The sequence below is a fragment of the Paraburkholderia sp. EG304 genome, assembly GCF_046543485.1.
Taxonomy (GTDB): domain Bacteria; phylum Pseudomonadota; class Gammaproteobacteria; order Burkholderiales; family Burkholderiaceae; genus Paraburkholderia; species Paraburkholderia youngii.
On the sequence record NZ_JBKGUA010000027.1, the window covers coordinates 62,739 to 89,537 of the forward strand.

Consider the following 26,799-nt stretch of genomic DNA (forward strand, 5'->3'; position numbering starts at 1 on the left):
CGCGCTCAACCCGCCACCTCTCTGAACGGATCGAGACCGAGGTCGATCAGGCGCCGTTCGCGCACGACGATTTCCGCACTGGCGGTCATGCCGTAACGCAGTGGATAACGCGTGCCGGCCACCTGGTAGTAATCCTTGTCGAGCGTGACGCGGCCCTCGTAGACCGGTTGCTTGTCCTGCGCGGACGGCTTCGTGGCCGGCGAGATATACGCGAGCGTGCCGCTGATCAATCCGTAGCGCTGGTAAGGAAACGCATTGAACTTCAATTTGACCGGCAGGCCCACGTGCAGAAAGGCGCGGTCGTGTTCGGAGATTTCGATCTTCAGCACGGGCCGCGCGTCTTTTGGCGCAATGCCGCCGAGCGGCGCATTCGCCTGAATCTTGTCGCCGCGCTGCGTCGACGTGACGTCGGTAATCACGCCGGAAACCGGCGCCAGAATCAGCAGAAAATTGTCTTTATCGATGTTCTCGAAGCGCACGCGCGCAGCGGCATCGGCTTCGAGGCGCGCGCTTTGTAATTGCACGCGCAGTTTGTCTTCCGCATCGGTGACGTCGCGCACCGCCTGATCGTATTGCAGTTGCAGATCGGTGCTTTGCTGGCCGCTCGTCGCGAGTTGCGCGTTCGCCTGCGCGTATTCATGGCTCAGACGAAAGTCCAGTTCGGCCAGCTTCGACTGCGCGACACGGAAGGCGTTATCCGCTTCGAGCGCGGCCGTGCGTTTCTGCTCGACCTGCAATTCGGCAATGCCGCCGCCGCCCGGCTGCGCGAACAGCCGCGAATAGCGATCCAGTTCCTGGTTCGCCGCTTCGCGCGCGCGGCGTGCGTTGTCGAGCGAGCTGCGCGCTTCGTCGAGTTCGGCCTTCTGCCCTTCGGCAAGCTTCGTCGTGCCTTCTGAAACGCGGTTCTCGTGCAGGCGCTCCTCGACTTCGAGTTGCGCCTTCAACGACGCAGCCTTGCGTTCCATCAACGCCTTCTTCTCCGGAAACTGCTTCCATTCGCGTTCGGCGTCTTCGAGTTTCAGTTGCGCCTGTAACGCGTTGCTCGCAGCTTCGATCGCGCCGCGCGCATTGAGCCGCGCGAGCACGTCGCCTTTCGACACCGGCTGACCCTCGGCGATGTACAGGTCCGCGAGTTCGCCGTCGATCGGCGTATAGATGCGCCGCACCTCCGATTCCGGCGACAACGTGCCAGGTGCGCTGACGATCACATCCGCGCGGCCGACGAACGACCACAGCAAGCCCGACACGACGAGCGCGACCATCGCCCAGATCAGCGCGCGCGCAATCCGCACCGGCTCGGACGTCAGGATCGCGATGCCTTCGACGCTATGATCTTCCAGCGCCTCCGACAACGGCTTAGGGTGAGGATCGCGTTTCACTCTGATCGCCTCCAATCAACGCGAGCTTCGCTTTCAGGAGCCCAGGGTCCAGCACCATGCGCAACTCGGTCAACGAGCGGCGCTGCAAACTCGCTTCCGCGTCGATATCCGCGAGCAGACGATCGAAGTCGGCGGCATGATCGGCCTTCAGCTGCGTGTAGATGCGCATGCCCTGCCGTGCCGCCGTCTGCGCGTCGCTGAGCAGACGCGCCTCGCTCCGAAAGCCCGGCGAAATGCCGGCTTCGAGCCGCTGCGTGCCGCCGATCGGGCCGTTCGCGCGGTACTCTTTCCACAGGCTTTGCGCGCGCAGCAACAGATCCTGCGCACGCGCGAGCGCATTGTCATGCAACGCGGCGACGTCTCTCTGGATCGCCTGCACGAACCATGCGTCGGTTCGCGGATCGAGGCTCGCGTAGAACGACAGCAGACGCTGGTCGTAATCTTTGCCGCCACGCGTTTTCTGCAGATCGTTGTATTGATCGGATAGCGCCTTCTTGTGCGCGGCTTCGGCCGCGAGCACGTCGGACCATGGGCTCGCCGGCATCGACTGCAAATCGCTGAGCGCCTGCTGCGCGTCGCCGCGTTGCCACGCGGCATCGACCGCGTCCTGACGTTGAACGATGTCCGCCGACGGCAAACGCGTCGCCGCAAGCTGCTGGTATTGCGCCTGGAAAGGCGGTGTGCTGAAGCGCGCCGTTTTCATCATCGCGAGCAATGACGTCAATTGGCGGCTCAACGCGGCATTCAGCAGCGCGGTGTATTGGCGCAAATCGTCGCGCACTCTATCGAGCCCCGCGAGCCGTGGGTAGCGCTGCGCGTAATCGTCGAATACCGGCGGCAGCGCGTCGGGTTTGTCGCGCGAGAGTTCGGTTTGGATCACGCCATTGAGCCGATCTATCGCGGCGACGTACACCGAATCGTCGCTTTCGAGCTTGCGCAGATGGCTCAGCGTGTGCGCGTAGGGCTCCGCGAAGGCCGGCACGTAGCTCGCAATCCGGTCGAGCGCGCGCTGATGACTCGCCGCGTCGTCGTCCCAGCGGTGCAGCAGGCCGTTGATCGTCGCTTCGTCCGTATACATGCGGATCGGCGCGTCGACGCCGCCGCGCGCCGCAACGAAGCGTTCGAGATCGCCGACCCACTGCAATTCGCCGACCAGCGACGCGGCATCGGAGTCCGTCGCGCTCAACGCCCTCATGTTCTTCAGCAGCGCGTCGGCCTGGTCGAACTGCGCTCGTTGCACGGCTTCGATCCAGCCCGGCAAGTTCGCTTTCAGCAATGCCTCGCTGGCGAGCGCGCTGATCCTGGTGTCCGTCGGGTGCGTGGCCAGATAGCCGCGTGCCATCGTCAGGGCGTTCGAGTAATCACCGTTCGCGAGCAGGCTCTTCAACTCGCGTTCCGATGAACCGTGCAGATAGAGGCCCACGCCAAGCGCAACCACGAGCGCAACACCCGCGCCGCCCCATGCCGCCGCGCGCCGAACATTGGTGCGCTCGCCGTCCGCCAACGCCTTGTGGAGTTCGCCGGCGACCATCTTCCAGCGACGCGGCTTACTACGTGCCGCGGCTTTGGCTTTGCCGCTTCTTTCATTTGCGCCGTCTTTCGTGTCCGCCGGGTGTGCCGCCTGCGCGCCCTTTGCGGCTTGCGCGCCGCTTGCCGCCCCGGCTCCATCACGCTTCGCGCGGGCGGAGCCGGGTTGCGCCGCCTCGTTCACTTCGTCTTCGCGTTGCAGTGCCGGATCGACGCAAAAGATGTCGAGAAACGAATGCGCCGCGCCGACGAAGGTCGTCTTGTCGGCATCGGCGGCACTGTCGGCAGCGGGACGAAGAGAGAACTGGGTCACGGTGGGTTCGGCGTCGGCGGAGTTCTGTAGCGACACCCTGTAGACGAAGTGATCGCCGCCAAATGCAACGACATCCCCATCCACCAGCGCAAGCGCCGATTCGCCGATCCGCTGGCCATTCACGAACGTGCCGTTGGTGCTGCCGAGATCCTCGACGTAGAGCTGGCCGCCCTTCAGAAACAGGTGCGCATGGCGCCGCGAAATGTAATTGACCTGGTGCGGATAACGGTCTTTGTAGCGCGAGAAGATCTCGTCCGTTTTGCTGACCAGGAACGGAAAAGCCAGCACGTCGACCGGTTGCAGACCCAGATCGTCGCGCTGTGGCACCAGCAATAGATGGGCGAGGGAAGAAGCGCTTCCGCCCGTGACGACGCGCGGGCGCGGCTCGATGCCGACGCGATAGCACAGTTCACCGGCAAAGCAGAGTTCATCGCCGCCGCGCACGCGCGCGGGAGTTTGCCGCACCGCGATGCCGTTGACCGTCGTGCCGTTCTTGCTGCCGAGATCGGCGACATAAACCGCACCATGCTCGATAAAAACACGCGCATGCCGACGCGACAGACCGGCGGTCCATTGCGCGGGATAGTCGCTGAACGGCGCTTCGCTGCGGCCGACCGCGAACAGGTTGTCGACGATGCGAATGGCGTCGAGCGCTGGGCGCTGTGCGCACGCAACCGGCGACAGCACCACGTCGAAGGCGGCGTCCGTTGTCGTGCGCATTTCAGCAATCGGAGCTTCGCCGGTGGCCATTTTCTCTGGATCGCTCAAGCGTTTACCTGCCGCGGCAGGAACGCGGGGCGAACTGGACAAAGAACGACGGCCCAACGAAATTGTCGCGAAGAGCCACGCAAACGCTGACCCCTAAAGGATTTTAAGTCACGCATCGACAGTGTCAATTTGGATATCGCCGGATGAGAAGACGGCGGATGAGTCGTCAGCCGACGAAATACCCGCGTGGTACGCCAACTGATGGATTAGCTCAATGCTTCGTTACTTTTCTTTGGCCTGCGCCTGCACGTCGACACTGGGCCATCCACCGCCGAGCGCCTTATAAAGCGTCACCGTATCGGACAGAATCAATTGGTGGTTTTCCAGCAACGCCTGTTGCGCCTGCAGCAGGGTCCGCTCGTCTTCGAACACCTCGAGTTGCGACACGACGCCAAGGCGCAGTTGCGACTGGATCTGATCCGCGACGATCTGCAAGCGCGCCACCTGCTGCTGCAATTCCTCATGCTGCGCCTTATGCGCACTCAGATTGACGAGCGCGTTCTCCACTTCCTCGAACGCTCCCATCACGGCCACCCGATATTGCTGTTCGGCGACTTTCGATTGCGCCTCGCTCACCTTCACATGAGCGCGCACACCCGGATCGAACAGCGGAAAGTTGATGCTTGGCATCAGCCCGAACGTGAACGACTTCAGCAGCTGGTTGAGCGCATAGCTTGCCGTGCCCCCCTGAGCGGTCAGGCCGATGCTCGGCAATTGCGCGAGCTTCGACTGACCGACGAGGTCATAGGCTTCGAGCACCCTGAATTCGGCCGCCACCACGTCGGGGCGGCGCGACAGCAATTGCGCGGGCAAACCATCGGGCACGCCCGGCAATTTCACGCGCTCCTGCAAATGGCCCTGCGGCACATGGAATTCGCCGGCCGGCACGCCGAGCAACGTGCACAGTGCGTTGTCGGAAACAGCCCGCGAGCGGCGCAGATCGTACAGATCGTTGGTGAGGCGGTTGATCTCCGCCTGCTGGCGCAACACCTGCGTTTGCGGCACGATCCCATTGCGCGCCTGCCCTTCGTAGATCGTCAGGATTTGCTTATTCGTAGCGATGGTCTTTTGCTGCTGGGCGATCTGGTCGTCGAATTGCAGGATCTGGAAATAGGTACTGGCCACGTTCGCGACGAGTTCGAGATACCCCGCGCGCCAATCCGCTTCGGTCGCGTGGAATTCGGCCTTTTGTGCCTGCACGCCTTTTTCGACCTTGCCCCAGATGTCGATGTCCCAGTTCACCTGCAGCGCGAGGTTGTAGGTCCTCGACAAAGGCTGGCCGGTCGTCTTCGAGTAGTCCGCGCCGGCACCGAGGTCCGCGGTCGGCAAGGCGGCCGCGCCCGTCTCGCTGATCTGCGTGTGCGCGACTTCGATACGCGCGGCCAGCACCCGGATATCGAAGTTGCCGTCGATAGCCTTGTCGATCAGCGTATCCAGATACGGGTCCTGGAAGCCCTTCCACCAGTCGCGCTCGATCGTCTCCGCGGCCGATACCGGCGCGCCCTGGCGATCCGACCACGATGTCTTGGCCGGCGTGTCCGGCCGTTGATAAGCCGGCATCCTGACGTCGACGCAGGCACTCAACGCCAATGCGCACATCGTTGCGGCGCCGAGGCCGCGCAGCACACGGCCCATTTGGCGCGGCGCCGTGCTGGCGGCACAAACCCGCTGAAGGTCCGGCGAATCACACGACAAACCGAACGACGAATCCGGCGATGCTGACACGGTTGTCTCCAGTTGCACCCGCCTGTTTCGCGCGAGATGGCCGGTTTTTTCAGGCCGAGCCGCTTCCGCGCGGCTTCAGCGATGAAGCGGCGGAAATCTCGATGCAGGGAGCGGCGGATACGCGAAGGATGCGTGGAAAGGACGATCGAATGCGTGGTCTTTTTGAGCGACGCGGCTATTGGGGCGCACACACGCGGCCGCTCGGGCCGCGCGTGCGAGCGCCGCTCACTTCACGTTGTTGACGTTGCTCGAGTACACGGTCGGTTCGATGTAGGTCGTCGTACCGCTGACCAGCGCCGAGTTGTTGCCGTTCGCGCTCTGGATGTTCATTTCCGTGTTGATCGACTGCGTCGTGCAGATGTTCTTGATGCTGGTCGGCGCATAGACGGGCGCATAGCTGAGGTACGACGGCATCGGGCAGTAGTAGCTGTTGCCGCCGCGCACGGCGCTCATCGCCTTGCTGTCGAGTTGTTCGGTATTGGACAGGTCCTTGATCATCAGCGTGTTCATGGCAAAACTCCTGGAAAAGGGAAAGCGCATCGTGGTGCGTCGGGTGCGAGCAACTTGTCTGCTCGGGCGCTACTGATGCATGGGCTATGCCAGGAGTGCTTCGCTTTCGACATTCGCGTCGTCAGGGCCCGCAGTAAAGGCCTGGAGGAACGCAGGCGCTGTGGCGCCGCTACCGACCGGCGCAGCGGGACTCGCGAATGGTGGATCGCAGCCAACAGCGCACGCGGGATTGTTGGCTGCATGATGACAGTCAGCGCGCGATCACCGTGATCTTCTTCGAATACACGGGTGGGCTGTGCGGTATATGCATGTCGTCGCCCATCAACAGCTGCAACGTATGCCTGCCAGGCGGCAATGAAATCATCGTTTCCGTTTCGCCCGCGCCGAAATGCAGATGATGGCGATCCGAGGGTATCTCCTGATCCAGCGGCGGCAGCTCGCTATCGATCAGAAGATGGTGGTGACCGGTGTTCGGGTACTTCACGCCTTTCGGCGCGACGCCCATGAAGCGCAGGCCGAACCACACGCGAAACGGCTTATTGGCGGGCACCACCTGGCCATCGTTCGGATAACCGATATACGCGTATGCGCTCGGCGGCGACGGCGTCGCTGCCCACCCACCCTGCGGCGCTGTCGATGCCGTCAGCGCCGCCGCGACGAATGCCGCGGCCACAATGATCTTGTTCATCAGGACTCTCCGTTCCGGCTTGACCAGTTCGAACCAACGGATCGCGTTAGTCTTTTAGCACGGTGATGGTGATCTTCTTCGAATACACCGGCGGGTTGTGCGGCACGTGATTATGGTCGCCGAGAATCAGCTGCAGCGTGTGCTTGCCGGGCGGCAACTCGATGCGCGCGTCGGTTTCGCCCGCGCCGAAATGCAGGTGCTGGCGATCCGATGGAATCTCCTGGTCGAGCGCGGGCAAATCCGTGTCGATCAGCAGATGATGGTGGCCGGTATTCGGAAACGCGATGCCCTTCGGACACACGCCCATATTTCGCAGCCCCATGCGCACCCACAGCTTGCCGCCGTGAATCACCGCGCCATCCGACGGCCAGATGATGTACTCCTCGGCCCCCGGCGGTGACGCCGTCTGCTCGGCGCGCGCGACGCCACCCGTTCCCATGCCGACGCACACCGCGACGAGCGTCGCACACACCGCCGCGCGCAATCCGCCGCAATGCGCTTGCGCGAGATCACGTCTGCCGAAAAGAGAGGAAACACGGGTTCTTCGCATAGCGCACTCTCCCGAACAGGAGTCATGGCTGGGCCCGGCTATCGATGGCCATCCGGGTGTTCGAGCGGCTTGTCGCGGATTGCAACCGGTAGACAGCCACCTAGTTAAAACGGCCGTGTGAGGTGACTTTGTGAATCAGCTTAGAACTTAACTTGCTAAAAAGATACGCAATGCTCGTTAACCGTATGACGCGTTCAGGACTCCCGGACAGTTATGACGCGAAGCGCGTGCTATCGTTAATAATGAGCGCGGACAGCGCGATCGTGGTGCGCGAATGCCTGAATTCTGTCCGGTACAAACAGGATAAAACGATGTGGCGACGATTCCTGCTGGTGTGCGTGGTTGGGGCAATCCAGGCGCAGTGGGATAGCGCCGGTGCCGCGACGCAACGCGAATTCATCGAGCCGAGTGCGGCTTCGGTAACGAGTGAACCGGGGCGGCCGGCGGATACCGCTTTGCTCCTTTCACCCTTTGTTTCGTCACGCGACGGCACCCATTCGCGGCGTATCGCGCTTGTGATCGGAAATGGCGAATACGGCGACGCCACTAACCCGATTCGCGCTAACGCGCCGCGCGACGCCGAATCGATCGGCGCTGCGCTCCGTGCGCGTGGCTTCGAAGTGATCACCCGCACGAATGCGACGCCGCCGCAAATGCGCGCGGCGATCGACGAATTTCACCGACGTTTGAAAACTGGCGATATCGGGCTGTTCTATTTCGCCGGACACGGCATGCAGTTACCCGGACAAACGCTGCTTTTGCCGGCGGGACTCGATGCTCGAGCCGATAACCGCGCACCGGTGTCGCTCTTGAATAACGGCGTCGAACTGAATACCGTCTTGCAGGCGATGCAATCCGCTCCCGCCGGCCAGCTCAATCTGGTGATTCTCGATACCTGCCTCGACAATCCGTTTATGCCCGCCGGGATTGCAATCGACCAACCGAAGATCGCTGCCAACACCGTGATTGCGTACGCAACCGCGCCGGGTGGATTCGCGGCGGACGGTCCGCGGCATGGCGTCTACACCGGTGCGCTGCTGCAAGCGCTCGATGATGCCGACGCATCGTCCCGATCGCTCGCCGCGCTGTTCCGGCACGTCGCCGCCGAAGTTCGCGCCGCCACACGCGGAGCGCAGCAGCCGTGGCTCTCCGTGGCCCGTACTTCCATTCCCGCGAGTGGCGAACGTACTATCGCGTCGTCGATTACGTCGGACGATCGCGCCATTACGCCGCGCAGTCGCGGCATCATGCCGAAGGAAAGCGGCGAACAATACGAAATCACGTTCTGGGAGTCGATCAAGGACAGCAACTACCCAGCCGATTACGAGGCTTATCTGAAGGCCTATCCGAATGGCCGCTTCGCCACGCTCGCGCATGCGCGTATCGATCGATTGCGCGCGGCGGCATCGACGCCGGCGGTGAGTGCTGCGCCGCCCGCAGCGCCCGCGGCGCAGAGCGGTCACGTCGCGCCACCCGCGCCACCTGCTCAGGCCGCGCGTCCCACGGCGCAAGCGAGCGCGGCCGCGCCGCCACCACCGCGCCCCGCTGCCGCCCCGGCGCCGACGCCGCCCGCCACGGCCGCCGCGGCGCCATTCGCCGAAAAGACCGTCGCCCATCCGCCGACCGCCGGTGAAATCCGCGACTGCGCCGCCTGTCCGATCATGGTCGCGGTACCCGCCGGCTCGTTCGCAATGGGCAGCAATACCGACGATCCGTCGGAAAAGCCCGTCCATCACGTGAGCATCGGCGCACCCTTCGCGATCGGCAAATTCCCGGTGACGGTCGAGCAATGGAATGCGTGCGTCGCCGCCGGCGCATGCCAGAAGCTGACCCCGGAGAGCAATAGCATCAAGACCGCACCCGCGCGCGATCTGAGTTGGGACGACGCGCAGCAGTACGTCAAATGGCTCACCAAAACGACCGGCAAACCGTACCGTCTGCCGACCGAAGCCGAATGGGAATATGCGGACCGCGCCGGCACCACGACCGCGTACTGGTGGGGCGATCAGATGCGCAAGGGCAACGCCAATTGCAAGGACTGCGGCGACCCTTGGCACAAGGAAGGACCGGAAAGCGTCGGCACGTTCGCCGCGAATCCTCTGGGTCTGTACGACATGAACGGCGGCGTCTGGGAGTGGACCGCCGACTGCTGGCACAACTCCTATCAGGGCGCACCCGTCGACGGCCATGCGTGGGACACGCCCGGCTGCGAGATGCGCACGATTCGCGGCGGCTCATGGCGCGAAGGCGGCGACTACATGCTCAGCGCGACGCGCTTCAAATACAGCGCGGGCGTGCGTCAATCGCAGAACGGTTTTCGCGTCGTCAAAGATCTGCGCTGAGGGCCGTTTCGATTGGCTCTCTGACGGATCATGGCTTGGCGGGTTTGGTCGTGATCGGCGCGAAGTCCGCCAACAGACGATCCTGACCGTATTGGCCGCCGATCTGCTTCAACCGCGTCTCGAGCGCGCGCAGATAATCGGCGCGCGCTTCGCTTTCCGGGCGCAGCTTGTCGAACAGCGGCACCGGCGTCACCACCAGCACCACCATCTCCGAGCCGAACGGCTTCGATACCGTCCAATCGCCCGCAGTGCTGCCGATCGTGTATGGACCGCCATTGGCCTGCATCTGGTTGTCCGGCCACAGACGGCTGGGCACCATGTGCACGACGTGGCCGTCTAGCTGGTAGTAGTCGACGGTCGCGAAGGAATCGAACGGGGGCGCTTTGAGGTCGACCACCAGCGAGTCGTTCTCGGTCAGCAAACCGCTTGGCGGTCGCATGTGCAGCGACGCTGCCCGTCCCGCCTGCCAGTTGCGCACCAGAAACGGCGCAAGCGTTTTGACGACGTCGCATTTGTCGTCGGCGAGCGGCCGCACGTCGAGCGAAACCGTATCGACGCCAGGCAGCCGCGACAAGGTCTCCTGCAGACGCGCGGCGCCGTACCGCTGCGACAGGAAACCGCGCACCGTCAGTGCGTGGTCCTGCACCGCGCCCGATAAAGCCGAACACGGTACGCGGGCAAGTGTGGGCGCGATCGCAGCAAGCGTCAACGCGGGCCTGGTCGCGGGCGACGGAGGCGCGGTTGCGGCCGCGCCACCCGTTGTAGGACTTCCTTCATTCGCGCCAGCCGACGGCGCCGTTTGTGCGGCATTCGTCGCAGGCGCGGCAGCGGACGCCGCAGCCGCCCGATCGACCTGATCGCCCAGCGGTCCCGCCGCCTCGGATGGCGCGGCCTGCTGCCGGTGTGACCCCGAGCGAACCGCGAAAACGCCCACGGTAACCGCGCAAACGACGGCCAGAGTAGCGAGCCCGGCCCACGCGAGCGACCCGGACTTCTCCGCGCGCGCTTCATTGTCGAACTCTGCGATAAAGCGCACGACGCTCGGCATCCGCGTATTGCGATCGAACGACAACGCGGCACGCAACGCGCGCCATTGGCGCGCATCGAGATTCGGCGGACGCTGCGGCTTGAAGTCGGCATTGCGCGCCTGCGTGGCCGACAGGCGATCGAACGGATGATGTCCGGTCAACAGCTCGTAAGTGATGCAGCCAAGCGCGTAGATATCGTCGCGCGGGTCCGGCTCGGGATGCTCGATCATCTCAGGACTCGCATAGGCCGGCGTCAACGCGCCGAGACTGCCGGGATCGAACACCGTCGCGTCGCTCTCCTCTTCCGGCCGCTGGAATACGCGCGCGATGCCGAAGTCGATCACTTTTACTTCGGCATTGGTGGTCAGAAACACGTTCGCGGGTTTGAAATCGCAATGGACGAAGCCGCGCTCGTGCGCGTACGCGAGCGCCGCGCACATGCCGCGCACGATCGGCAGCGCGGCCCGCACCGGCATGCCCTGATATCCAGGCGTGCGCAGCAGCTGGCTCAGCGGTTTGCCGCTCAGGTACTCCATCGTCAGATAGACGATCGGTCCGTCGCGGTCGAAGTCGTACACGGTGATGATGTTGCGATGGGCGAGCACCTGCGCCTTGCGTGCCTCGCGCTGCAATGCGACCAGCGAATTCGGATTGCCGCGAAACTGGACGTTCAGCACCTTGATCGCGAGATAGGGCTTGCGGTCCGACGCTTCGAGCTTGCGCAGATCGAGCGCCTTGTAGACGGTGCCCATGCCGCCCACGCCGAGGCACTCTTCGAGCACGAAGCGGTTGTTCAGCGTATCGCCGATGCCTTTGATGGTCTCGTGCGCGCTGCTTCCGGCGGTACTCGCGCTGCCCGCGTTGCCAGCGCTACCCGCGCTCGCCGAACGCAGCGACGGTAGATCGACCGTGGTCTGTATGCCGGTTTCGTCGCCACCTGCCGCGACGTTCGACACGCGCAGCAGCTCGATGCGCCGCCGCACTTCCAGATAGAGATCGTCGGGCAACGGGGACTTGTGATGCGCAGCGTATAGCGTCTCCAGCAGCCGCGTCGGACCGAGTTGCTCGGTCGCCAGCGCGCTGTCGAGCTGCGCGACGAACTCGTCGCGCGACAGCTCGCCGCTCTGGAAGTCGAGAATCACACGCGCAAGGCTAGCCATTTTTGCGAAGCACCGCCGTTGCCGCTGGACCGTGTCGCATGCGACCGACGCCACGCGGGTCGATAGAGAAGCTGTCGTATCCAGTTACATGTGCCGTTTCGATACTAGCTCCCGGTCCGCGCTTTCGCAAACCAGGCAAACCAGGCATGGGCCGCGCGCCGCGCCGCATGGTGTCGCGCGCAATGTCGTGCGCGGGCCAACAGGGTCCGCCGCGATGTCGGACCGCCGCCACCGCCTCTAGCGCGTCAACGCGGTTCGAACGGACCGGCACGGCGGCCGAACCGCGCGCAAAAGCCTTATACGACAGGGCTTCGTCGATTTCTTCAGGATAGTTCATTAAGACTGGCACAGCCTGTGCGTTAGTGATGTCCGAGCAAACGAATTGCTCGAAACCACTCGCGACACTGCGAAAACTTCCTTCAGGAGACTCACCATGAAAACGCTGATGATCAAAGACCTGTCCGTTACCGAACAACTCGACAGCAAGGCCATGAAAGCCGTACGCGGTGGCTATGGCCCCAGCCAGTACTACAGCTTCGCCCCGGTCTATGCGCCGACGAGCATCAAGAACAGCACCACCTCGCAATTCATCGGTAACGAACTGAACTTCCAGAACGCCAATGGCAACAACGTTGCGTTCTCCGAAGGCATCGACTCGACGCTCAGCCCGTATGTCGTGTCGAGCAACTCCAACGGCCACTAATGCATGGCGCGGCGAGGCGCCCGCTGTCGCGGGCCGCTTCGCCGCCAGCCATGCATGTCCGCTTTCCATACGTTTTAGGAGAAACGCCATGTCATCCCTCATGATTCGCGATCTGCCCGGCGCGCGCGAACTCGATCGCCGGACCATGTCCGGGATCGCAGGCGGCACCGGCAGCAACGTGCCCATGCCCTCGGGCCCTGGTGGGCTCGGCAGCCTTGCCGGCATCGCCAACGTCAACGTCAATGTCAACGTCACCCAGAATCTGGCTCAACAGCAGATCGTCAATGTCGCAGCGCTCAATGACATCGGCTATATCGGCTCGGGCGTCGTGCTGCCGAAGCTGAAAGTCGACCCGATCCTGGCGGGCGCCAATCTCTCCGCCGTGTAAGCCCGCGAAGCAGCGAGGGACCGGGGGTTCCTTCACTGCCGCGACAGCAGCACGGCAATGCATGCCGCGAACGGATTTCCTATACTGATAGTGCGTTGAGACCTGAGTACAACGAATAGCACACTGAGCACATTCCGAGCCCGGCGGCCGGAACCCGAACGGGTCTGGCCGCCGGCGCGTTTTTCTGGAGCCGTCATGGCCAAGCTGAGCATCAAGGATCTGACCGAAAGCGTCGAGCTGGACCGCGAGGCGATGGCCGCCATCGTCGGCGGCGCTCGCGTCGGCGCGCGTTCGAGTCTCGCCGCGCCGCTGGTGCCGGCCGCGACGCGCGTCGTCGCATACCCGCCGGGCTTTCCTGACGCGCATCTGCGTATCGCGGAAGCCGCTTCGCCGCGCAAAGGGCGACGCCGCTAGGATTGCTCGCGGGGGCGTTTCACCAGCACGGCACGCGGAAATAGCGCGTGCCGTTTCCATTTGGGCTTGCGATTGAGTATGGCATGGGAGGGTTCGCCACGCGGCACGTTGCGCTGCGCCCCAACCATTAGTATGCGACCCGTGCGACGCGCGCAAACACTTCGACTCGCAATCGCGGTCGTGTCCGGCTTGATTCAATGCGGCTATCGCGCGGATCCTTGCCAGGCTTCGCATCGCGGCCCCCGCTCCCTTTTGCGGCTCACTTCCCACACCTTGGCATAGGCCTTGCAGAAATCGAGGCGGGCGCCGCACTGTGCTCGCCTTTCACGTCAAGGAGAAATGCCATGAAAGCCACTGTGATCATCAAAGACCTGCCGCCCGGCGCGGGCGAGCCATCCAACGACAAAACGCTGAGCGCCGAACAGATGAAGACGCTGCGCGGCGGCCGATCGGTAGTCGTCAAGGTGGACGGTGGCGGCACGGGTACCGTCGACGATTGGGCCATCAACACCGCGATCTTCGAAGGCCGCATCAACGGACCCTACCTTCTATAGGACGCGCGACGTGTCCGCAATTGGAAAAACGGCACCCTCCTCATGTTTTGAGCGCAATGGGTGCCGTTTCAATCGACTCGCGAATCTCCGCACGCGGCCTGCGCTGTCACCGTGATCCTCTTAACGGATCGGCCGTGGGCACGCGGTTTGCTCGCTAGGGATTACCCTGCGGCCTTGCGGCTGACCTAGGTGCAGCAGGTCCCCTTCAACCAGGCGGAGGTCATAACATGCTAGGAACCATTCTTCTCATCGTGCTGATTCTGCTGCTGATCGGCGCTTTTCCAGCGTGGCCGCACAGTCGGGCGTGGGGCTATGGTCCGACCGGCGGACTCGGCATCGTACTGATCGTGGTGATCGTTCTGCTGGTTGCCGGCGTGATATAGGCCGCGCGTCCTGGACTGGAACACCCGGCGGGCCGCCGTCTATCCGCGCGATGTCGCGCGCCGGTAGATGGCGGCTTCGCTTCTCGTCGTTGCCGGAGCACTCAAATGGAAAAGCTACTGGCCAATCAGGTCGCACTGATTACCGGTGCGAGTTCGGGAATCGGCTACGGCGTCGCCAAAGCACTCGCGGATGCCGGCGCGGCGGTCGTGCTCAATTATCATTCGCATGCGGAACCTGATGAAAAGCTCGCCGACGAAATAGAAAAATCCGGTGGATCCGCAATCGCGATCCAGGCAGACGTATCGAATCCCTCTCAGGTAGCGAACCTCTTCGAGGCGGGTCGCGCGCGCTTTGGCGGCATTGATATCGTGGTCGCGAATGCCGGACTGCAGAAGGACAGTCCACTCGCCGACATGACGCTCGACGATTGGCAACTCGTGCTGTCGACGAATTTAACCGGCCAGTTTCTAACCTGCCAGGCCGCGGTAAAAGAATTTCGCCAACGCGGCCCGACGACTGTATCGAAAGCGCTCGGCAAGATCATTTGCATGAGTTCCGTTCACGAGGTCATTCCGTGGGCGGGGCACGTCAATTACGCCGCGTCGAAAGGCGGCATTCAGATGTTCATGAAATCGCTGGCGCAGGAAGTGGCACCCGAGCGCATTCGCGTCAATTCGATTGCGCCGGGCGCGATCCGTACGCGGATCAATCAGGACGCATGGGATTCGCAAGCAGCACTCGACAAACTATTGCAGTTGATTCCCTACGGACGCGTCGGTGGCGTGGAAGATATCGGCAAGGCGGCGGTGTGGCTTGCGTCCGATGAAAGCGATTATGTCGTCGGCACGACGCTGTTCGTCGATGGCGGGATGACGCTGTACCCGGGCTTTTCGAATAACGGCTAAAGCTTCGTACGTGACCACATGTGCCTTTCCGACTCAGGCACGCTGCCTGCTAAAACTCCTGTGTATTCGAACTTCAATACGAAAGGAGATGACATCATGCCTTACCTGATTGGCTGGCTGCTTGGCGTTCCGTTGATCGTACTGATCATCCTGTACCTCATTTTCCATTGATCTCGCGCGGTACAGACGATAAGGATGACGTTGTTCCCGCGGCGGCGGTATGCGGCTAGTTTCGTAGTCAGCGTACCGCCGCCATCAGCGCGCCCATCCCGACCAGCAAGCTACCCATCAGGCGGTTCACGACACGCAACCGCGTCGGCCGCTGCAGAACCGTGCGCAGACGGTGCGAGAAGATTGCCGTCGACGCGACGCCCAACGCGAACATCAGCGCAAAAGTACTGGCCAGCAACAGGTATTGATGATTGGCCGACCAATCGACTTCATTCGACGAAGTACTGATGAACTGCGGAAAGAAAGACGGAAAGAACAATAGCGTTTTCGGATTCAGGCCCGACGTCGCGAAGCCACGCCAAAACAAACCGCGTTGTCCGGCGCTTTTTGCCGGAAGCGGAGAAGCCGCGAATGTGCCGCTTCGCCATTGTTTGAAGCCCAGATAAACCAGATATATCGCGCCGGCCCAACGCAGCACGATTAGCGCGCGCTCATCGATCAGCAATAGCGAGTTCAGACACAACGCGGTAAAAGCGAGTTGCAGCAATACCGCACAGGTGCCACCCCATACACAGGGTAATGCCGCGCGCCATCCGGCGCTGAGCGCCTGACTCATCGTAAGAACATTGACCGGGCCGGGCGAATAAACGAGTACGGCGGACGCGAGAAGAAACGAAACATACAACTGGATCGGCATCGGCGAATCAGCGGGCAAAAGAGAGTTGCGATAGACACATGCGGCGACATGCGTCCATGCCCGGCGAGCGCGTCTGCCTGCGTGGGTAACGCCGGAATTCGCCCGCGTGCCGCCTTACCGTGAAGGCGGCGAGACACCGAAAAAGCGGCTTTTGGCCACGGAGGATCGCCGGCGCGAGGCCCGCGGTCCGGGCGGTTGTCCCGGGCATGAATGCACGCTGAAAATATACCGGGAGCCCCGCTGGATAGGCTTCTTAAACGCATCTGCTTATGCCGCCTATTCGGAACGATCTTCACTTACAATATTGTTCCGCAAAATATTCTTCCCATATCGTTGATGAACACCCGAAACCGCCCGCTCGACGCGCTCGATCGCAAGATCATGCGCGAGCTTCAGAAGAACGCCCGGCTCAGTAATGCGGATCTTGCCGAACTGGTCGGCATGTCGACCACCGCGTGCTGGAATCGCACGCGGCAGCTCGAAAACGAAGGGTATATCCGCGGCTATGTCGCGTTGCTCGATCAGCAGAAGCTCGGTTTCGCGGACGTCGTGCTGCTCGAAGTCACGCTCGACCGCCACGACGAAGACGCGCTCGCGCGCTTCGGCGCCGAGCTCGCCACGCTCAGCGAAGTACTCGAAGCGTACCTGGTGTCCGGCGATTACGACTACCTGGTCAAGGTCGCGGTAGACGGCACCGCCGGCTACGAACGCTTCCTGCGAGAAAAGCTCTACAAGATCGCAGGCATTCGCCATAGCCGCTCGATGTTCGCGCTGCGCTGCATGAAGAGCATTCCGTCGATCGCAATCTGATTGGCGATCAGACTGCGCGTTTTAACGCGCGGCCCGGGACGCGGCGATGATCGCATCGGCCACCGCTTGCGGCTGACTCAGCATCGCGACATGGCTCGTTTCGACGCGCGTGATCTTCGCGTCGATGTGCTTCGCCATCTCCAGTTGCAAGGCCGGATCGATCATGCGGTCGCGGCCCGACACCACGAAGTACGACGGCTTGTCATGCCAGGCGGCGTTCGTCACCTTGTCGTCGATACAGCCAGCGGCCCACGGCTGCTGGGTCGCCGCGATCAGGCGTTTCTGCGGCAGCGGCAGATCCTGCGCGAAGTCGTCGAGCACCGCGTGGGTCGATAGCGTCAGATAACCGGCCGAGTCCTTGCGCAACTCATCAGCCCAGACCGGCGCGGGTTTGTCTTTCGTGATGTCGGCGATGGACTGGCTGTTGTCCGGCGCAAATGCCGCGACGTATACGAGGCTCTTCACCTTGTCGTCGTTGCCGGCTTCGCTGACCACCACGCCGCCCCATGAATGGCCGACCAGAATCACAGGTCCGTTCTGCTGCGCGATCACGCGCCGGGTGGCCGCCACGTCGTCGGCGAGCGAACTCAGCGGATTCTGCACGGCCACGACATGCAGGCCGCGCGCTTCGAGCAACGGGATCACCTTGTCCCAACTGGACCCGTCGGCGAAAGCGCCATGGACGAGTACGACGTTCTTGCCCTTCAGGTCGTCGGACGGCGCAGCCTGAGCGAACTCCGTGGCCTGCAATGCGAACAGTCCGCCCAGCAACAGAACGGAACCGAGAATTTTCTTCAGCAGCGTGGTCATCGTTTATATCTCGTCAGGTGGGTTAAACAAGGCGTCCGCGCGTCGACGTGAATCGGTGCGCGCGGACGCCTTGCTCATTTGCATCGATCACGAATGCGCGTAGATGGAACCGAGGCCGACGACGTTGGAGCCGTCATACACGCGATCCGCCGCCGCATGCTTCATCGGCAGGTGCGAGCCCGAAGCCGAACTGCCGTTCGCGACACCGCCGTAGGCGGCTGCGTCATGGCTCGCGCTGATGCGCGCCTCGGCCGCCTCGATGTTCCGCGGGTATTGCGTGTTGTCGCTGGCCGGGTTGTAGCCGGCCTTTTGCAATTGAACCAGCTCCGCGCGAACTTCAGCACGAGTGAGCGCGTGTTGCGGTTGCGATTGCGCAAACGAAACAACGGGAACAGCAACGAGTGCGGCGACGAGCAGCGATTGAACGAGTTTCATGAGTCTTCTCCGGGTATCAGAACATTCAGGGATCAACGAATCAGGAGTGCGCGTAGATGGGGCCGAGGCCGACGACGTTCGAGCCGTCGTTGGCGCTGTGCGCGGCCGCATGCTTCATCGGCACATGCGAGCTGGACGCCGAGCTTCCATTCTCGACACCGCCGTAAGCGGTAGCGTCGTTGCCCGCACTGACACGCGCTTCAGCTGCCTCGATGTTCTGCGGGTATTGCGCGTTGTCACTAGCCGGGCTATAGCCGGCCTTCTGCAACTGGACCACCTGCGCGCGAACTTCCGCACGAGTGAGCGCCTGTTGCGGTTGCGATTGCGCGAACGAAACAACAGGAGCGGCGACGAGTGCAGCGACGATCAGCGATTGAACGAGTTTCATGAGTCTTCTCCGGGTATCAAACCATCAGGGATAAGGATTGAGCGGGACACAAAACCATCAGCGCAGATACACTGTGACGCCCCGCCTGATTCACACGCAACGTTGTGAATCAACCTTGCGTGAAGACATTAGAACGCCCCAACGTATCTGCAATGTTTTCGTCACCCCCCATTTCTGCAAGCGTGTTTGTCTGCGTACGCCGTTGATACATTGCGATACAAAACCCCGCTTCCGAACATGCGGCGCAGGGCCGGCGTCGCATGCGTCGTGCGAGTTGCGCGTGTGCTGCAAATGGCCCGCCCATGAAAAAAACCCGGCAGCCGTGCGTTCGGCTGCCGGGGTTCCGTTCAGAAGAGAGAAGCCGGCTAACGCCGGCTCGATCAAAGGCGCGTGACGTCGAGAATCGCATCCGCGAAAGCTTTCGGCGCTTCCTGCGGCAGGTTGTGGCCGATGCCGCCGCTGATGTTGCGGTGCTGATACTTGCCGGTGAACTTCTTCGCGTATGCAGCGGGCTCCGGATGCGCGGCGCCGTTCGCGTCGCCTTCGAGCGTGATGGTCGGCACCGCGATCGTCGGTCCGGTGGCGAGGCGCTTTTCGAGTTCGTCGTATTGCGGCTCGCCCTGCGCGAGTCCCAGACGCCAGCGGTAGTTGTGAATCACCACGGCAACATGGTCCGGGTTATTGAACGATTCTGCGGAGCGCTCGAAGGTGGCGTCGTCGAAATTCCATTTCGGCGAGGCGGTATGCCAGATCAGCTTGTTGAAGTCGTGACGGTTCGCTTCATAACCGGCACGGCCACGCTCGGTGGCGAAATAGAACTGATACCACCACGCGAGTTCGGCCTTCGGCGGCAACGGCGCGCGGTTAGCCTCCTGGCTGCCGATCAGATAACCACTCACCGACACCATCGCCTTCACGCGTTGCGGCCACAGCGCGGCGACGATGTTCACCGTGCGTGCGCCCCAGTCGAAGCCGCCGAGCACGGCCTTGTCGATTTTCAGCGCGTCCATCAGGTTGATGATGTCGACCGCGACCACTGCCTGCTGGCCGTTGCGCGGCGTATCCGCCGACAGGAAACGGGTGCCGCCGTAGCCGCGCAGGTAAGGCACGATCACGCGATAACCGGCCGCCGTCAGCAACGGCGTTACTTCGGCGAAGCTGTAAATGTCGTAAGGCCAGCCGTGCAGCAGAATGACCACTGGTCCGTTCTGCGGGCCCGCTTCCGCGTAGCTGATGCTCAGCGTGCCTGCATTGATCGAGCGAATGTTCTCGAACGACGCCACGCGCGCGCCTGCTCTCGCATTGCCGGCCGTGTCGGCCGATTGCGCATGCGCGAGCCCGCTCAGTCCCAATTCGAGCAGGCTGATACCCGCAACCGCCGTTCCGAGAAAGCGGCGGCGACGGCTATTGATCTGATCCGACATGGTTGTTCTCCTTCAAGCCAGGCTTGGATACGGAATTTGGAATAAACGAATCGAACACTGCTTGAGATGAATGGTGACAGCGCAGGCTGTCATCAGGAAGAGCAACTAAGTTCACGGGTCGTTGCTTTGCAGGCAACGCAGGCCGTAGTCGACTACACACACGCGCGGCATCACCAACAGCGCCTTCCTCACGCCGGGACCGTTCGGCAACCACCGCGGCGCGCATCGTCTCGCAGCCGATTTGTGTCGCAATGTATCTGCGCCGTGCGCGGACATACAACATTGCAAGCGCGCCTGATCGCCGACATAAACCAGATACGCGTGAGCGTTCCAATACGGTCATCCCAGCCAACGGAACGCCCATCATGCACAGTACTCTCGAAACTCCGCTCGCCCTGCTCGCCGGGTTGCTGACGATTGCCTCTCCCTGCGTGCTGCCGGTGATGCCGATTCTGCTCGGCACTTCCGTCGAACAACCGAGCCGTACGCGGCCATTGTTCATCGTTGCCGGCTTCATTCTGACCTTCGCGTCTTTCGCGCTGCTATTGGGCGCGGTGTCGAGCACCGTGCACGTCGCGCAACAGGTACTGCGCAATACCGGCATCGCGTTGCTCGCACTGTCCGGACTTCTGCGTATCTGGCCGCGCCCCTACGACTGGCTCGTCGCGCAACTGCAAGGGCCGCTCGACCGGATCGGCGCGGCCATTGCGCCGGGCACGCAGCCGGGCAGCGGCAACGCGGGTGGCTTCGTGCTCGGCATGTCGCTCGGCGCGGTATGGACGCCCTGCGCCGGCCCCGTGCTCGCGTCGATTCTCGTGCTCGTCGTGAAGGCTCAGGACTTCGGTTGGTCGGCGCTGCTGCTCACGCTGTATGCGATCGGCGCGGCGATTCCGATGCTCGCGATCATCTACGGCGGACATTACGTGACGCGTCACGTACGTGTCGTCTCACGTCACGCAGAACGTCTGCAACAGGTGTTCGGCGTACTGGTGATGCTGACCGCACTCGCCATCTATTTGCAGTACGACGTGCTGCTGTACGCGCGGCTCGCCGGCCTTTTCCCCTCACTCAAAGGACTTTGACATGACTACCCGATTGAAAAACTTCGCACTGTCCACCGCGTTTGCCGCCTGCGCGTTGATCGCGGCGAGTACGGCCGCGATCGCCGCGCCGCAGGAAAGCGGGCCGCCCGCACCCGAGCTCACGGGCATCACGCAATGGCTCAATAGCGAGCCGCTCAAATTGCAGCAGTTGCGCGGCAAAGTAGTACTCGTCGACTTCTGGACCTATAGCTGCATCAATTGCGCCAACACGCTGCCTTACGTGAAAAGCTGGAACCAGAAGTACAAGGATCAGGGGCTCACGGTGATCGGCGTGCATACGCCCGAATATCCGTTCGAACGCGACACCGGCAATGTGAAGACCGCGCTCAAGCGGCTCGGCATCACCTATCCGGTTGCGCAGGACAATCAGTACGCGACCTGGAATGCGTATAACAACCAGTACTGGCCCGCGTTCTATCTGATCGACAAGCAAGGTCATATCGTCTACTCGCACTTTGGAGAAGGCGACTATGCGCAGACCGAAGCCAGGATTCAGGCGCTGCTCGCGCAGAAGAACTGACGAAGCGCTCCGTCGCGATGACGCTGGTCGCGACGATCACCTACATCGAGCTTTGATCGCACAAGCCCGCCTGAACCGAATCGTCGGGTCAGGCGGGCTTCTCTTTGTCCGCCAAACCCTGCTCCGGATTCGCTGCTGGCGACGCTTTCAAGGTGTAAAACGGACCTTTCGCGCCCCGGCTGGACGAACGAATTCGTCAAGACTTTTCCAATGGTACTATCGGCTGTCATTGCCGTTATTGTCCTTCTGGCCTTCGATCTCCGCATGACCTCTTCTCAGGAGAACCAACCCATGTCAGTACCGTCGCGGCTGTACAAAGCGGTTATTGGTAGCTTGCTCGTGTTGGAAACAATGGGCGCTCACGCGGCCATCAACCTTGGATTCCTGAGCGATACGCCGATCAGTCTGATGCGGCAAGCAGACATCGCGTCGATCCAGTCCGCAGTGAATCAGGCGCTCGATACCAAGCAGGATGGCGAAACACTCGACTGGACGAACGAGGCCACGCGCAACAGGCCTCGTGTCCACGCGACGATCACACCCTCACACACGGTCAAGGAAGAAGCGCGAACATGCCGGGTCGCGGCAATCGACCTCAGTGCAAGAGGACAAACCATGCATCTCACTCCGCGATTCTGCCGGTCCGGTTCGGACAATTGGGAATTTCAGCGCCGCCACTGAATACTCGAAGATTCGGCGTTCACCGATTCGGCGGGCTGGCCCTCGCTACGCCCGCTCGTCGCACTACCTTAGTTCGACCGACCATTTCCGCACTCCGCTCACGCATTTGCCATCCACGTTCGCAGCAGATACTCTGTGCTGGCTTGACTCTCACGTCGCCAGTTGTGAACTGTAGTCAGACGGCGGCTTTCGATGCACAGTGGTCCACGTCATGGGGTGAGCTATGCCTTCAGGAAAGTATCTTGGCAATAAAATAGTCAGTCCATCTTCTTCATGTCTTTGCGACAAGTCACAAGTGCAATATGCAAACCGCCGTATTAGTGCCGACCTGTCGCGCCGCGGTTTTGTCACTGGTCTCGCCGCATCGATGTTGAGTCTGGTACTGCCCGGACTCAGCAATGCCCAAACCACCGTGCCGCCAGCACCGCCCGCGAAGCCGGTGCTGTTCACGAACTTCCGTTTGTTCGATGGCAAATCGTCGACGTTGCGTGACGGCCTCTATATGGTTGTCGAGGGTGACAGCATTAGCCAGTTGGGTCGAGGTCAACCGGCTTCGATCGACGGCAAGACGCTGGTCGATTGCGGTGGCAAGGTGATGATGCCCGGCATGATCGACATGCACTGGCATGCACTGCTCGCGGCGGTGCCGGTTCAGGTCATCCTTCAATCCGACATTTCGCTCGTCCATATTGCCGCAAGCGCTGAAGCCGAACGCACGCTGCTGCGCGGCTTTACGACGATCCGCGACGCGGGCGGCCCGTCATTCGCGCTGAAGCAGGCAATCGATAGCGGCATGATTTCCGGACCGCGCATCTATCCGTCTGGCGCGATGATCACGACGACCGGCGGTCACGGCGATTTTCGCGCACTGAGCGAAATGCCGCGCACCAGCAGCCAGATCACCCAATTGGAACGGGACGGTGGCTTCGCGATCGCCGACACGGAAGACGAAGTCCGCTTGCGCGTGCGCGAGCAGTTCATCCAGGGCGCGACGCAGATCAAGCTGGTCGGCTCCGGTGGCGTATCGACGCCGCGCAGCCCGCTCGACATGCTCACCTTCACCGAAAAGCAGTTGCGCGCGGCCGTCGAAACAGCGGCCGACTGGGGCACCTATGTGCTCTCGCATGCGTACATGCCCGAAGCGGTTCAGCGCTCCGTTGCGGCAGGCGTGCAGTGCATCGAGCACGCTCATCTGATGGACGACAAGACCGCGGCATTGATGGCGAAGAACGGCACATGGTTGAGCACGCAGCCGTTCGTCAACGAAGACGACGTGGGCCCGCTCGCCCCACAGAGTCGCGAGAAGTTTCTCGAAGTGATCGCGGGCACCGATCGCGCTTTCAAACTCGCGCGCAAGCATGGCATCAAGGTCGCATTCGGTACGGACCTGATCTTTTCGCAGACCGTGGCCGCGGGGCAAGGCAGGATGCTCACGCATATGAAGCGTTGGTACAGCGGAGCCGAGGCATTGACCATGGCAACGGGCACCAATGGACAACTACTCGCGCTGTCCGGGCACCGCAATCCGTATCCGCGCAAGCTCGGCGTACTCGAAGAAGGTGCATACGCCGATCTGCTTCTCGTCGATGGCAATCCGCTCGAGAATCTCGACCTGATGGCTAACCCGGAGCAGAACCTGCGGATCGTGATGAAGGATGGAAAGTTCTACAAGAACACGCTGAAAGCGTAATCGGTGATACAAGCGGGCGCGCCACTTCGCGCGCCCGCGTTCGCTACGACGTCACACTATTTAGCCACGCCCCTGCAGACGGATGTCGCGCGACGATGCGCCGACGTACACCGTGCTGCCCGGCACATAGCGCCAACGGTTGCTCGTGGTGTCCCACACGCTCTGCATGCGCTGCGTCACGACCACGTGCACGCGACGCGATTCGCCCGGGTTCAGACCAACCTTGTCCCAGCCGACGAGACGACGCGGCGGCTCACCCTGATACGGCACACCGAGGTAGACCTGCGGCACTTCCGCACCGGCGACGCGACCATCGTTACGCACGTTGAACGACACGTCGATCAGACCGCCCGGCAGATGCTGAACCGATAGACCCGAGTATGCGAAGTGCGTGTACGACAGGCCGTAGCCAAACTCGAACATCGGCGTGATGTTCTGCGAGTCGTACCAGCGATAGCCCATATCGAGCTTCTCGGAGTACACCGGGTTCGCCGCAAATGCGCCATTCGTGCCCCACGTCGGCGTGTCCTGGTCGCGCACCGGGAACGTGACGGGGAGCTTGCCGGAAGGATTGACCTTGCCGAACAGCACGTTCGCAATCGCGTTGCCGCCGCCTTCGCCCGGATACCATGCTTCGACGATCGCCGACACGCTGTCCTTCCACGGCATCAGCACCGGGTTGCCGCTTTCGACGACGACGATCGTATGCGGATTGGCCGCCGCAACCGCTTCGACGAGTGCATCCTGGTTGGTCGGATTCGCGAGGCCCAGGCTCGGCAGATCGCCGATATCCTCGCCGGCCGGCTGCGCGACCACTACGATGGCGACGTCGGAGTTCGCGGCCAGCGTTGCTGCCTGGGTGATCTGCTGCTGCGTGTAGGCGGCAAACGGCGACTGCTGATCGCTGTTGCCGGCGAAGGTCACCGTGGCCTGCGGCGCGAGCGCCTTGATCGCCGACACGATCGGCGTGTTCAGCTTCAGCCACGGGTTGGTCCACCAGCTGCAGCCCGTCGTGGTGCCGAACGTCAAGCCTCCGCAACCGGCGAACGCGCCCGTCACCGGATCGCGTGTGTTGCCCGAACCGCCGCCCGTCAACACCGCCGCGTCGGCGTGGCCGCCGATCACCGCGATGCGCGACAGCGAACCGGCGGAGAGCGGCAGCTGATTGCTGGCGTTCTTCAGCAGTACCATCGACTGCTCTTCGACCGACTGCGTGAAGGCTCTCGCGGCCGAGAAGTCGATGGTCGCGCCACCCTTCGGCGGATCGTCCATCACGCCCGTGCGGATCATCACGTACAGCTTGCGCTCGACCATGTCGTCGAGGCGCGCGGTCGACACCGAGCCGTTCGCGATCGCCTGCTTGACCAGCGCGGGCGTCAGATAGACGGTCGAACCGACGTCCTCTTCCTCGTCGAGACCGGCATTGATCGCGGGTGCCGTGCTATGCGCCGCGCCCCAGTCCGACTGCACCTGACCTTCGAAGTGCCAGTCGTTCTTCAGCACGTCGTTGAGAATGTGCGAGTTCTCGCAGGCATAGGTGCCGTTGACCTCGTTGTAGCTGCACATCACGCTGCCCGGCTGCGCGCGGCGCGCGGCGATTTCGAACGGCAGCAGATAGAGCTCGCGCATCGTGCGCTCGTCGATCTGGCTGTTGCCGCCGCCGCGGTTGTGTTCCTGCTCGTTGCCCATGTAGTGCTTGATCGTCGCGATGACCTTCTGGCTTTGTGTGCCGTCGGTGCGTTCGGCGAGCATCTCGCCGGCGAGCACCGGATCTTCACCGAGATACTCGAAGAGCCGGCCACCGCGCGGCTCACGCGCGAGGTTGGTGCCACCGCCGAGCCCCATGCCGAAGCCCTGCTCGCGCAACTGGATCGCGATCTGCTTGCCGAAGTTCCACGACAGCGCGCGGTCCCAGCTCGCCGCCACCGCGAGCGTCGCGGGGAAGGTCGTCGATGGCTGGCTGGTGCTGCCCGAACCGGTGGCGGAGTCGACCATGTTCAGGTCGGGAATGCCAAGGCGCGGCACGCCCTGAATGTAGCCCGCGCCGCCGCCCGGCACAGCCGACATGGCGTACTGCGAATGAATGAACTGCAGCTTCTCGTCGATCGTCATCTTGTTGACGAGCGTTTCCGCGCGCCGGTGCGCCGCTGCCGACGCGAACGCGTTCAGCACCGTCGACGTAGGCGCGAAGTCGAGACCAGGAGTGGGAATTTCCGCGTGCGCAGCGGCGCTCACGGCCGCCGCTATCGCGACGGCCGGCCATAGTTTCTTCTGCATAGGTGTCTCTCCGAAATTGTGCTTTTCTGGGGCAACGGAGCGCGTCGGGTGGGTGGGAAGCGGACGCGAAAACAGGCGTGCAGCGATGACTGCAAACGTTTGCCTGTTGGAAGAAGAATCGGCGCAACTGGATGGGCTGTAGCGACTCTCCGTGGTGAGTAATGTAAGAATGTAGTCTGACTACAGCATCGGTAGTTTTACTAATACGCGTAATTTTATGCGTAATGGGGTGTAAGGATTTTTCTTACATAATCAAATTGAAAGTTATTGAATCGAATCGAATCGAATAAAGAAGCGGAAATTGTTATTCGAGGTTTGATTGTCAATTCATGAAAGCGGAAAAACGTACGCGTACAGCGAGGCGTTTCGCTGTTCGCCAGACCCAGGCTGAGCAACCGCGCTCGCTCGTAGCTCAATCGCGCGCGCTGACACCGAGCTAATCTCAAAAATCGGAT

The 26,799-nt window shown here is 62.2% G+C and carries 25 protein-coding genes; 12 read left to right on the top strand and 13 right to left on the bottom strand.

Going from position 1 to position 26,799, the window contains the following annotated elements; all coding sequences use genetic code 11:
- Positions 1-5: 5 nt before the first annotated feature.
- The 6 genes from ACLFKU_RS27260 to ACLFKU_RS27285 all read right to left on the bottom strand — a co-directional run bounded on the left by ACLFKU_RS27260 (position 6) and on the right by ACLFKU_RS27285 (position 7,349).
- Positions 6-1,379 (bottom strand): HlyD family efflux transporter periplasmic adaptor subunit, encoded by a 1,374-nt coding sequence (locus tag ACLFKU_RS27260; protein WP_368582955.1) that lies wholly within the window; start codon positions 1,377-1,379, stop codon positions 6-8.
- Positions 1,357-3,969: an FHA domain-containing protein gene (locus tag ACLFKU_RS27265; RefSeq protein ID WP_410851146.1), complete on the bottom strand. Its 2,613-nt coding sequence runs from the start codon at positions 3,967-3,969 to the stop codon at positions 1,357-1,359. The genes ACLFKU_RS27260 and ACLFKU_RS27265 overlap by 23 nt, the downstream gene beginning before the upstream one ends.
- Positions 3,970-4,209: 240 nt before the next feature.
- Complete coding sequence (locus ACLFKU_RS27270) at positions 4,210-5,622, bottom strand: efflux transporter outer membrane subunit (RefSeq protein ID WP_410851169.1); 1,413 nt, start codon at positions 5,620-5,622, stop codon at positions 4,210-4,212.
- A 315-nt stretch (positions 5,623-5,937) separates the two neighbouring features.
- Positions 5,938-6,222 carry a hypothetical protein gene (locus ACLFKU_RS27275; RefSeq protein WP_176106806.1) on the bottom strand — a complete coding sequence of 95 codons (285 nt, stop codon included), beginning with the start codon at positions 6,220-6,222 and terminating at the stop codon, positions 5,938-5,940.
- A gap of 250 nt (positions 6,223-6,472) precedes the next feature.
- Positions 6,473-6,910 carry a DUF4399 domain-containing protein gene (locus ACLFKU_RS27280; protein ID WP_410851147.1) on the bottom strand — a complete coding sequence of 146 codons (438 nt, stop codon included), beginning with the start codon at positions 6,908-6,910 and terminating at the stop codon, positions 6,473-6,475.
- A 46-nt stretch (positions 6,911-6,956) separates the two neighbouring features.
- Entirely contained in the window at positions 6,957-7,349 is a 393-nt protein-coding gene (locus ACLFKU_RS27285; protein ID WP_368583210.1) for a DUF4399 domain-containing protein, read from the bottom strand.
- Positions 7,350-7,771: 422 nt separating this feature from the next.
- Between ACLFKU_RS27285 and ACLFKU_RS27290 the strand changes: the two genes are divergently transcribed.
- Positions 7,772-9,802, top strand: coding sequence for an SUMF1/EgtB/PvdO family nonheme iron enzyme (locus tag ACLFKU_RS27290; RefSeq protein ID WP_410851148.1), 2,031 nt, complete (start codon positions 7,772-7,774; stop codon positions 9,800-9,802).
- 28 nt (positions 9,803-9,830) lie between these two features.
- Here ACLFKU_RS27290 and ACLFKU_RS27295 read toward each other — a convergent pair whose 3' ends face one another.
- A complete protein-coding gene (locus tag ACLFKU_RS27295) occupies positions 9,831-11,990 on the bottom strand; it encodes a protein kinase domain-containing protein (protein WP_410851149.1) in 2,160 nt (719 codons plus the stop codon).
- 433 nt (positions 11,991-12,423) lie between these two features.
- Between ACLFKU_RS27295 and ACLFKU_RS27300 the strand changes: the two genes are divergently transcribed.
- The 6 genes from ACLFKU_RS27300 to ACLFKU_RS27325 all read left to right on the top strand — a co-directional run bounded on the left by ACLFKU_RS27300 (position 12,424) and on the right by ACLFKU_RS27325 (position 15,338).
- A complete protein-coding gene (locus ACLFKU_RS27300; RefSeq protein WP_368582962.1) occupies positions 12,424-12,693 on the top strand; it encodes a hypothetical protein in 270 nt (89 codons plus the stop codon).
- Between the two features lie 88 nt (positions 12,694-12,781).
- Positions 12,782-13,081: a hypothetical protein gene (locus ACLFKU_RS27305; RefSeq protein WP_410851150.1), complete on the top strand. Its 300-nt coding sequence runs from the start codon at positions 12,782-12,784 to the stop codon at positions 13,079-13,081.
- A 195-nt stretch (positions 13,082-13,276) separates the two neighbouring features.
- Entirely contained in the window at positions 13,277-13,495 is a 219-nt protein-coding gene (locus tag ACLFKU_RS27310) for a hypothetical protein (RefSeq protein WP_368582965.1), read from the top strand.
- A gap of 344 nt (positions 13,496-13,839) precedes the next feature.
- A complete protein-coding gene (locus ACLFKU_RS27315; RefSeq protein WP_410851151.1) occupies positions 13,840-14,049 on the top strand; it encodes a hypothetical protein in 210 nt (69 codons plus the stop codon).
- A 227-nt stretch (positions 14,050-14,276) separates the two neighbouring features.
- Positions 14,277-14,432, top strand: a complete 156-nt coding sequence (locus ACLFKU_RS27320; protein ID WP_013092523.1) for a DUF3309 family protein — start codon at positions 14,277-14,279, stop codon at positions 14,430-14,432.
- Between the two features lie 105 nt (positions 14,433-14,537).
- A complete protein-coding gene (locus tag ACLFKU_RS27325) occupies positions 14,538-15,338 on the top strand; it encodes an SDR family oxidoreductase (RefSeq protein ID WP_410851152.1) in 801 nt (266 codons plus the stop codon).
- A 238-nt stretch (positions 15,339-15,576) separates the two neighbouring features.
- On the opposite strand, the gene ACLFKU_RS27330 is transcribed toward ACLFKU_RS27325, so the two are convergent.
- Positions 15,577-16,206 (bottom strand): LysE family translocator, encoded by a 630-nt coding sequence (locus ACLFKU_RS27330; protein ID WP_410851153.1) that lies wholly within the window; start codon positions 16,204-16,206, stop codon positions 15,577-15,579.
- A gap of 336 nt (positions 16,207-16,542) precedes the next feature.
- On the opposite strand from ACLFKU_RS27330, the gene ACLFKU_RS27335 reads away from it, so the two are divergent.
- On the top strand, positions 16,543-17,016 hold the full coding sequence (locus ACLFKU_RS27335; RefSeq protein ID WP_013092527.1) for an Lrp/AsnC family transcriptional regulator: 474 nt from the start codon (positions 16,543-16,545) through the stop codon (positions 17,014-17,016).
- Between the two features lie 21 nt (positions 17,017-17,037).
- Here the strand turns inward: ACLFKU_RS27335 and ACLFKU_RS27340 are convergent, their stop codons facing one another.
- The 4 genes from ACLFKU_RS27340 to ACLFKU_RS27355 form a co-directional block, all read right to left on the bottom strand.
- A complete protein-coding gene (locus tag ACLFKU_RS27340) occupies positions 17,038-17,826 on the bottom strand; it encodes an alpha/beta fold hydrolase (protein ID WP_410851154.1) in 789 nt (262 codons plus the stop codon).
- Between the two features lie 87 nt (positions 17,827-17,913).
- Entirely contained in the window at positions 17,914-18,261 is a 348-nt protein-coding gene (locus tag ACLFKU_RS27345) for a DUF4148 domain-containing protein (protein WP_368582970.1), read from the bottom strand.
- 40 nt (positions 18,262-18,301) lie between these two features.
- Positions 18,302-18,649 carry a DUF4148 domain-containing protein gene (locus ACLFKU_RS27350; protein WP_410851155.1) on the bottom strand — a complete coding sequence of 116 codons (348 nt, stop codon included), beginning with the start codon at positions 18,647-18,649 and terminating at the stop codon, positions 18,302-18,304.
- A 380-nt stretch (positions 18,650-19,029) separates the two neighbouring features.
- Entirely contained in the window at positions 19,030-20,073 is a 1,044-nt protein-coding gene (locus ACLFKU_RS27355; RefSeq protein ID WP_368582973.1) for an alpha/beta fold hydrolase, read from the bottom strand.
- Between the two features lie 365 nt (positions 20,074-20,438).
- On the opposite strand from ACLFKU_RS27355, the gene ACLFKU_RS27360 reads away from it, so the two are divergent.
- The 4 genes from ACLFKU_RS27360 to ACLFKU_RS27375 all read left to right on the top strand — a co-directional run bounded on the left by ACLFKU_RS27360 (position 20,439) and on the right by ACLFKU_RS27375 (position 24,067).
- Positions 20,439-21,155, top strand: a complete 717-nt coding sequence (locus ACLFKU_RS27360; RefSeq protein ID WP_368582976.1) for a cytochrome c biogenesis CcdA family protein — start codon at positions 20,439-20,441, stop codon at positions 21,153-21,155.
- Between the two features lies 1 nt (position 21,156).
- Positions 21,157-21,696 (top strand): thioredoxin family protein, encoded by a 540-nt coding sequence (locus ACLFKU_RS27365; protein WP_368582977.1) that lies wholly within the window; start codon positions 21,157-21,159, stop codon positions 21,694-21,696.
- 291 nt (positions 21,697-21,987) lie between these two features.
- A complete protein-coding gene (locus tag ACLFKU_RS27370) occupies positions 21,988-22,377 on the top strand; it encodes a hypothetical protein (protein WP_368582978.1) in 390 nt (129 codons plus the stop codon).
- Positions 22,378-22,744: 367 nt separating this feature from the next.
- Complete coding sequence (locus ACLFKU_RS27375) at positions 22,745-24,067, top strand: amidohydrolase family protein (RefSeq protein ID WP_410851156.1); 1,323 nt, start codon at positions 22,745-22,747, stop codon at positions 24,065-24,067.
- Positions 24,068-24,127: 60 nt separating this feature from the next.
- Here ACLFKU_RS27375 and ACLFKU_RS27380 read toward each other — a convergent pair whose 3' ends face one another.
- A complete protein-coding gene (locus tag ACLFKU_RS27380) occupies positions 24,128-26,344 on the bottom strand; it encodes a beta-glucosidase family protein (RefSeq protein ID WP_368582981.1) in 2,217 nt (738 codons plus the stop codon).
- Positions 26,345-26,799: the final 455 nt, after the last annotated feature.

Coding starts and splice junctions, on each gene's coding strand:
- ACLFKU_RS27265 (WP_410851146.1), bottom strand. CDS start 3,969: ATGGCCACCGGCGAAGCTCCGATTGCTGAAATGCGCACGACAACGGAC.
- ACLFKU_RS27270 (WP_410851169.1), bottom strand. CDS start 5,622: ATGGGCCGTGTGCTGCGCGGCCTCGGCGCCGCAACGATGTGCGCATTG.
- ACLFKU_RS27275 (WP_176106806.1), bottom strand. CDS start 6,222: ATGAACACGCTGATGATCAAGGACCTGTCCAATACCGAACAACTCGAC.
- ACLFKU_RS27280 (WP_410851147.1), bottom strand. CDS start 6,910: ATGAACAAGATCATTGTGGCCGCGGCATTCGTCGCGGCGGCGCTGACG.
- ACLFKU_RS27285 (WP_368583210.1), bottom strand. CDS start 7,349: ATGGGAACGGGTGGCGTCGCGCGCGCCGAGCAGACGGCGTCACCGCCG.
- ACLFKU_RS27290 (WP_410851148.1), top strand. CDS start 7,772: ATGTGGCGACGATTCCTGCTGGTGTGCGTGGTTGGGGCAATCCAGGCG.
- ACLFKU_RS27295 (WP_410851149.1), bottom strand. CDS start 11,990: ATGGCTAGCCTTGCGCGTGTGATTCTCGACTTCCAGAGCGGCGAGCTG.
- ACLFKU_RS27300 (WP_368582962.1), top strand. CDS start 12,424: ATGAAAACGCTGATGATCAAAGACCTGTCCGTTACCGAACAACTCGAC.
- ACLFKU_RS27305 (WP_410851150.1), top strand. CDS start 12,782: ATGTCATCCCTCATGATTCGCGATCTGCCCGGCGCGCGCGAACTCGAT.
- ACLFKU_RS27310 (WP_368582965.1), top strand. CDS start 13,277: ATGGCCAAGCTGAGCATCAAGGATCTGACCGAAAGCGTCGAGCTGGAC.
- ACLFKU_RS27315 (WP_410851151.1), top strand. CDS start 13,840: ATGAAAGCCACTGTGATCATCAAAGACCTGCCGCCCGGCGCGGGCGAG.
- ACLFKU_RS27320 (WP_013092523.1), top strand. CDS start 14,277: ATGCTAGGAACCATTCTTCTCATCGTGCTGATTCTGCTGCTGATCGGC.
- ACLFKU_RS27325 (WP_410851152.1), top strand. CDS start 14,538: ATGGAAAAGCTACTGGCCAATCAGGTCGCACTGATTACCGGTGCGAGT.
- ACLFKU_RS27330 (WP_410851153.1), bottom strand. CDS start 16,206: ATGCCGATCCAGTTGTATGTTTCGTTTCTTCTCGCGTCCGCCGTACTC.
- ACLFKU_RS27335 (WP_013092527.1), top strand. CDS start 16,543: ATGAACACCCGAAACCGCCCGCTCGACGCGCTCGATCGCAAGATCATG.
- ACLFKU_RS27340 (WP_410851154.1), bottom strand. CDS start 17,826: ATGACCACGCTGCTGAAGAAAATTCTCGGTTCCGTTCTGTTGCTGGGC.
- ACLFKU_RS27345 (WP_368582970.1), bottom strand. CDS start 18,261: ATGAAACTCGTTCAATCGCTGCTCGTCGCCGCACTCGTTGCTGTTCCC.
- ACLFKU_RS27350 (WP_410851155.1), bottom strand. CDS start 18,649: ATGAAACTCGTTCAATCGCTGATCGTCGCTGCACTCGTCGCCGCTCCT.
- ACLFKU_RS27355 (WP_368582973.1), bottom strand. CDS start 20,073: ATGTCGGATCAGATCAATAGCCGTCGCCGCCGCTTTCTCGGAACGGCG.
- ACLFKU_RS27360 (WP_368582976.1), top strand. CDS start 20,439: ATGCACAGTACTCTCGAAACTCCGCTCGCCCTGCTCGCCGGGTTGCTG.
- ACLFKU_RS27365 (WP_368582977.1), top strand. CDS start 21,157: ATGACTACCCGATTGAAAAACTTCGCACTGTCCACCGCGTTTGCCGCC.
- ACLFKU_RS27370 (WP_368582978.1), top strand. CDS start 21,988: ATGTCAGTACCGTCGCGGCTGTACAAAGCGGTTATTGGTAGCTTGCTC.
- ACLFKU_RS27375 (WP_410851156.1), top strand. CDS start 22,745: ATGTTGAGTCTGGTACTGCCCGGACTCAGCAATGCCCAAACCACCGTG.
- ACLFKU_RS27380 (WP_368582981.1), bottom strand. CDS start 26,344: ATGCAGAAGAAACTATGGCCGGCCGTCGCGATAGCGGCGGCCGTGAGC.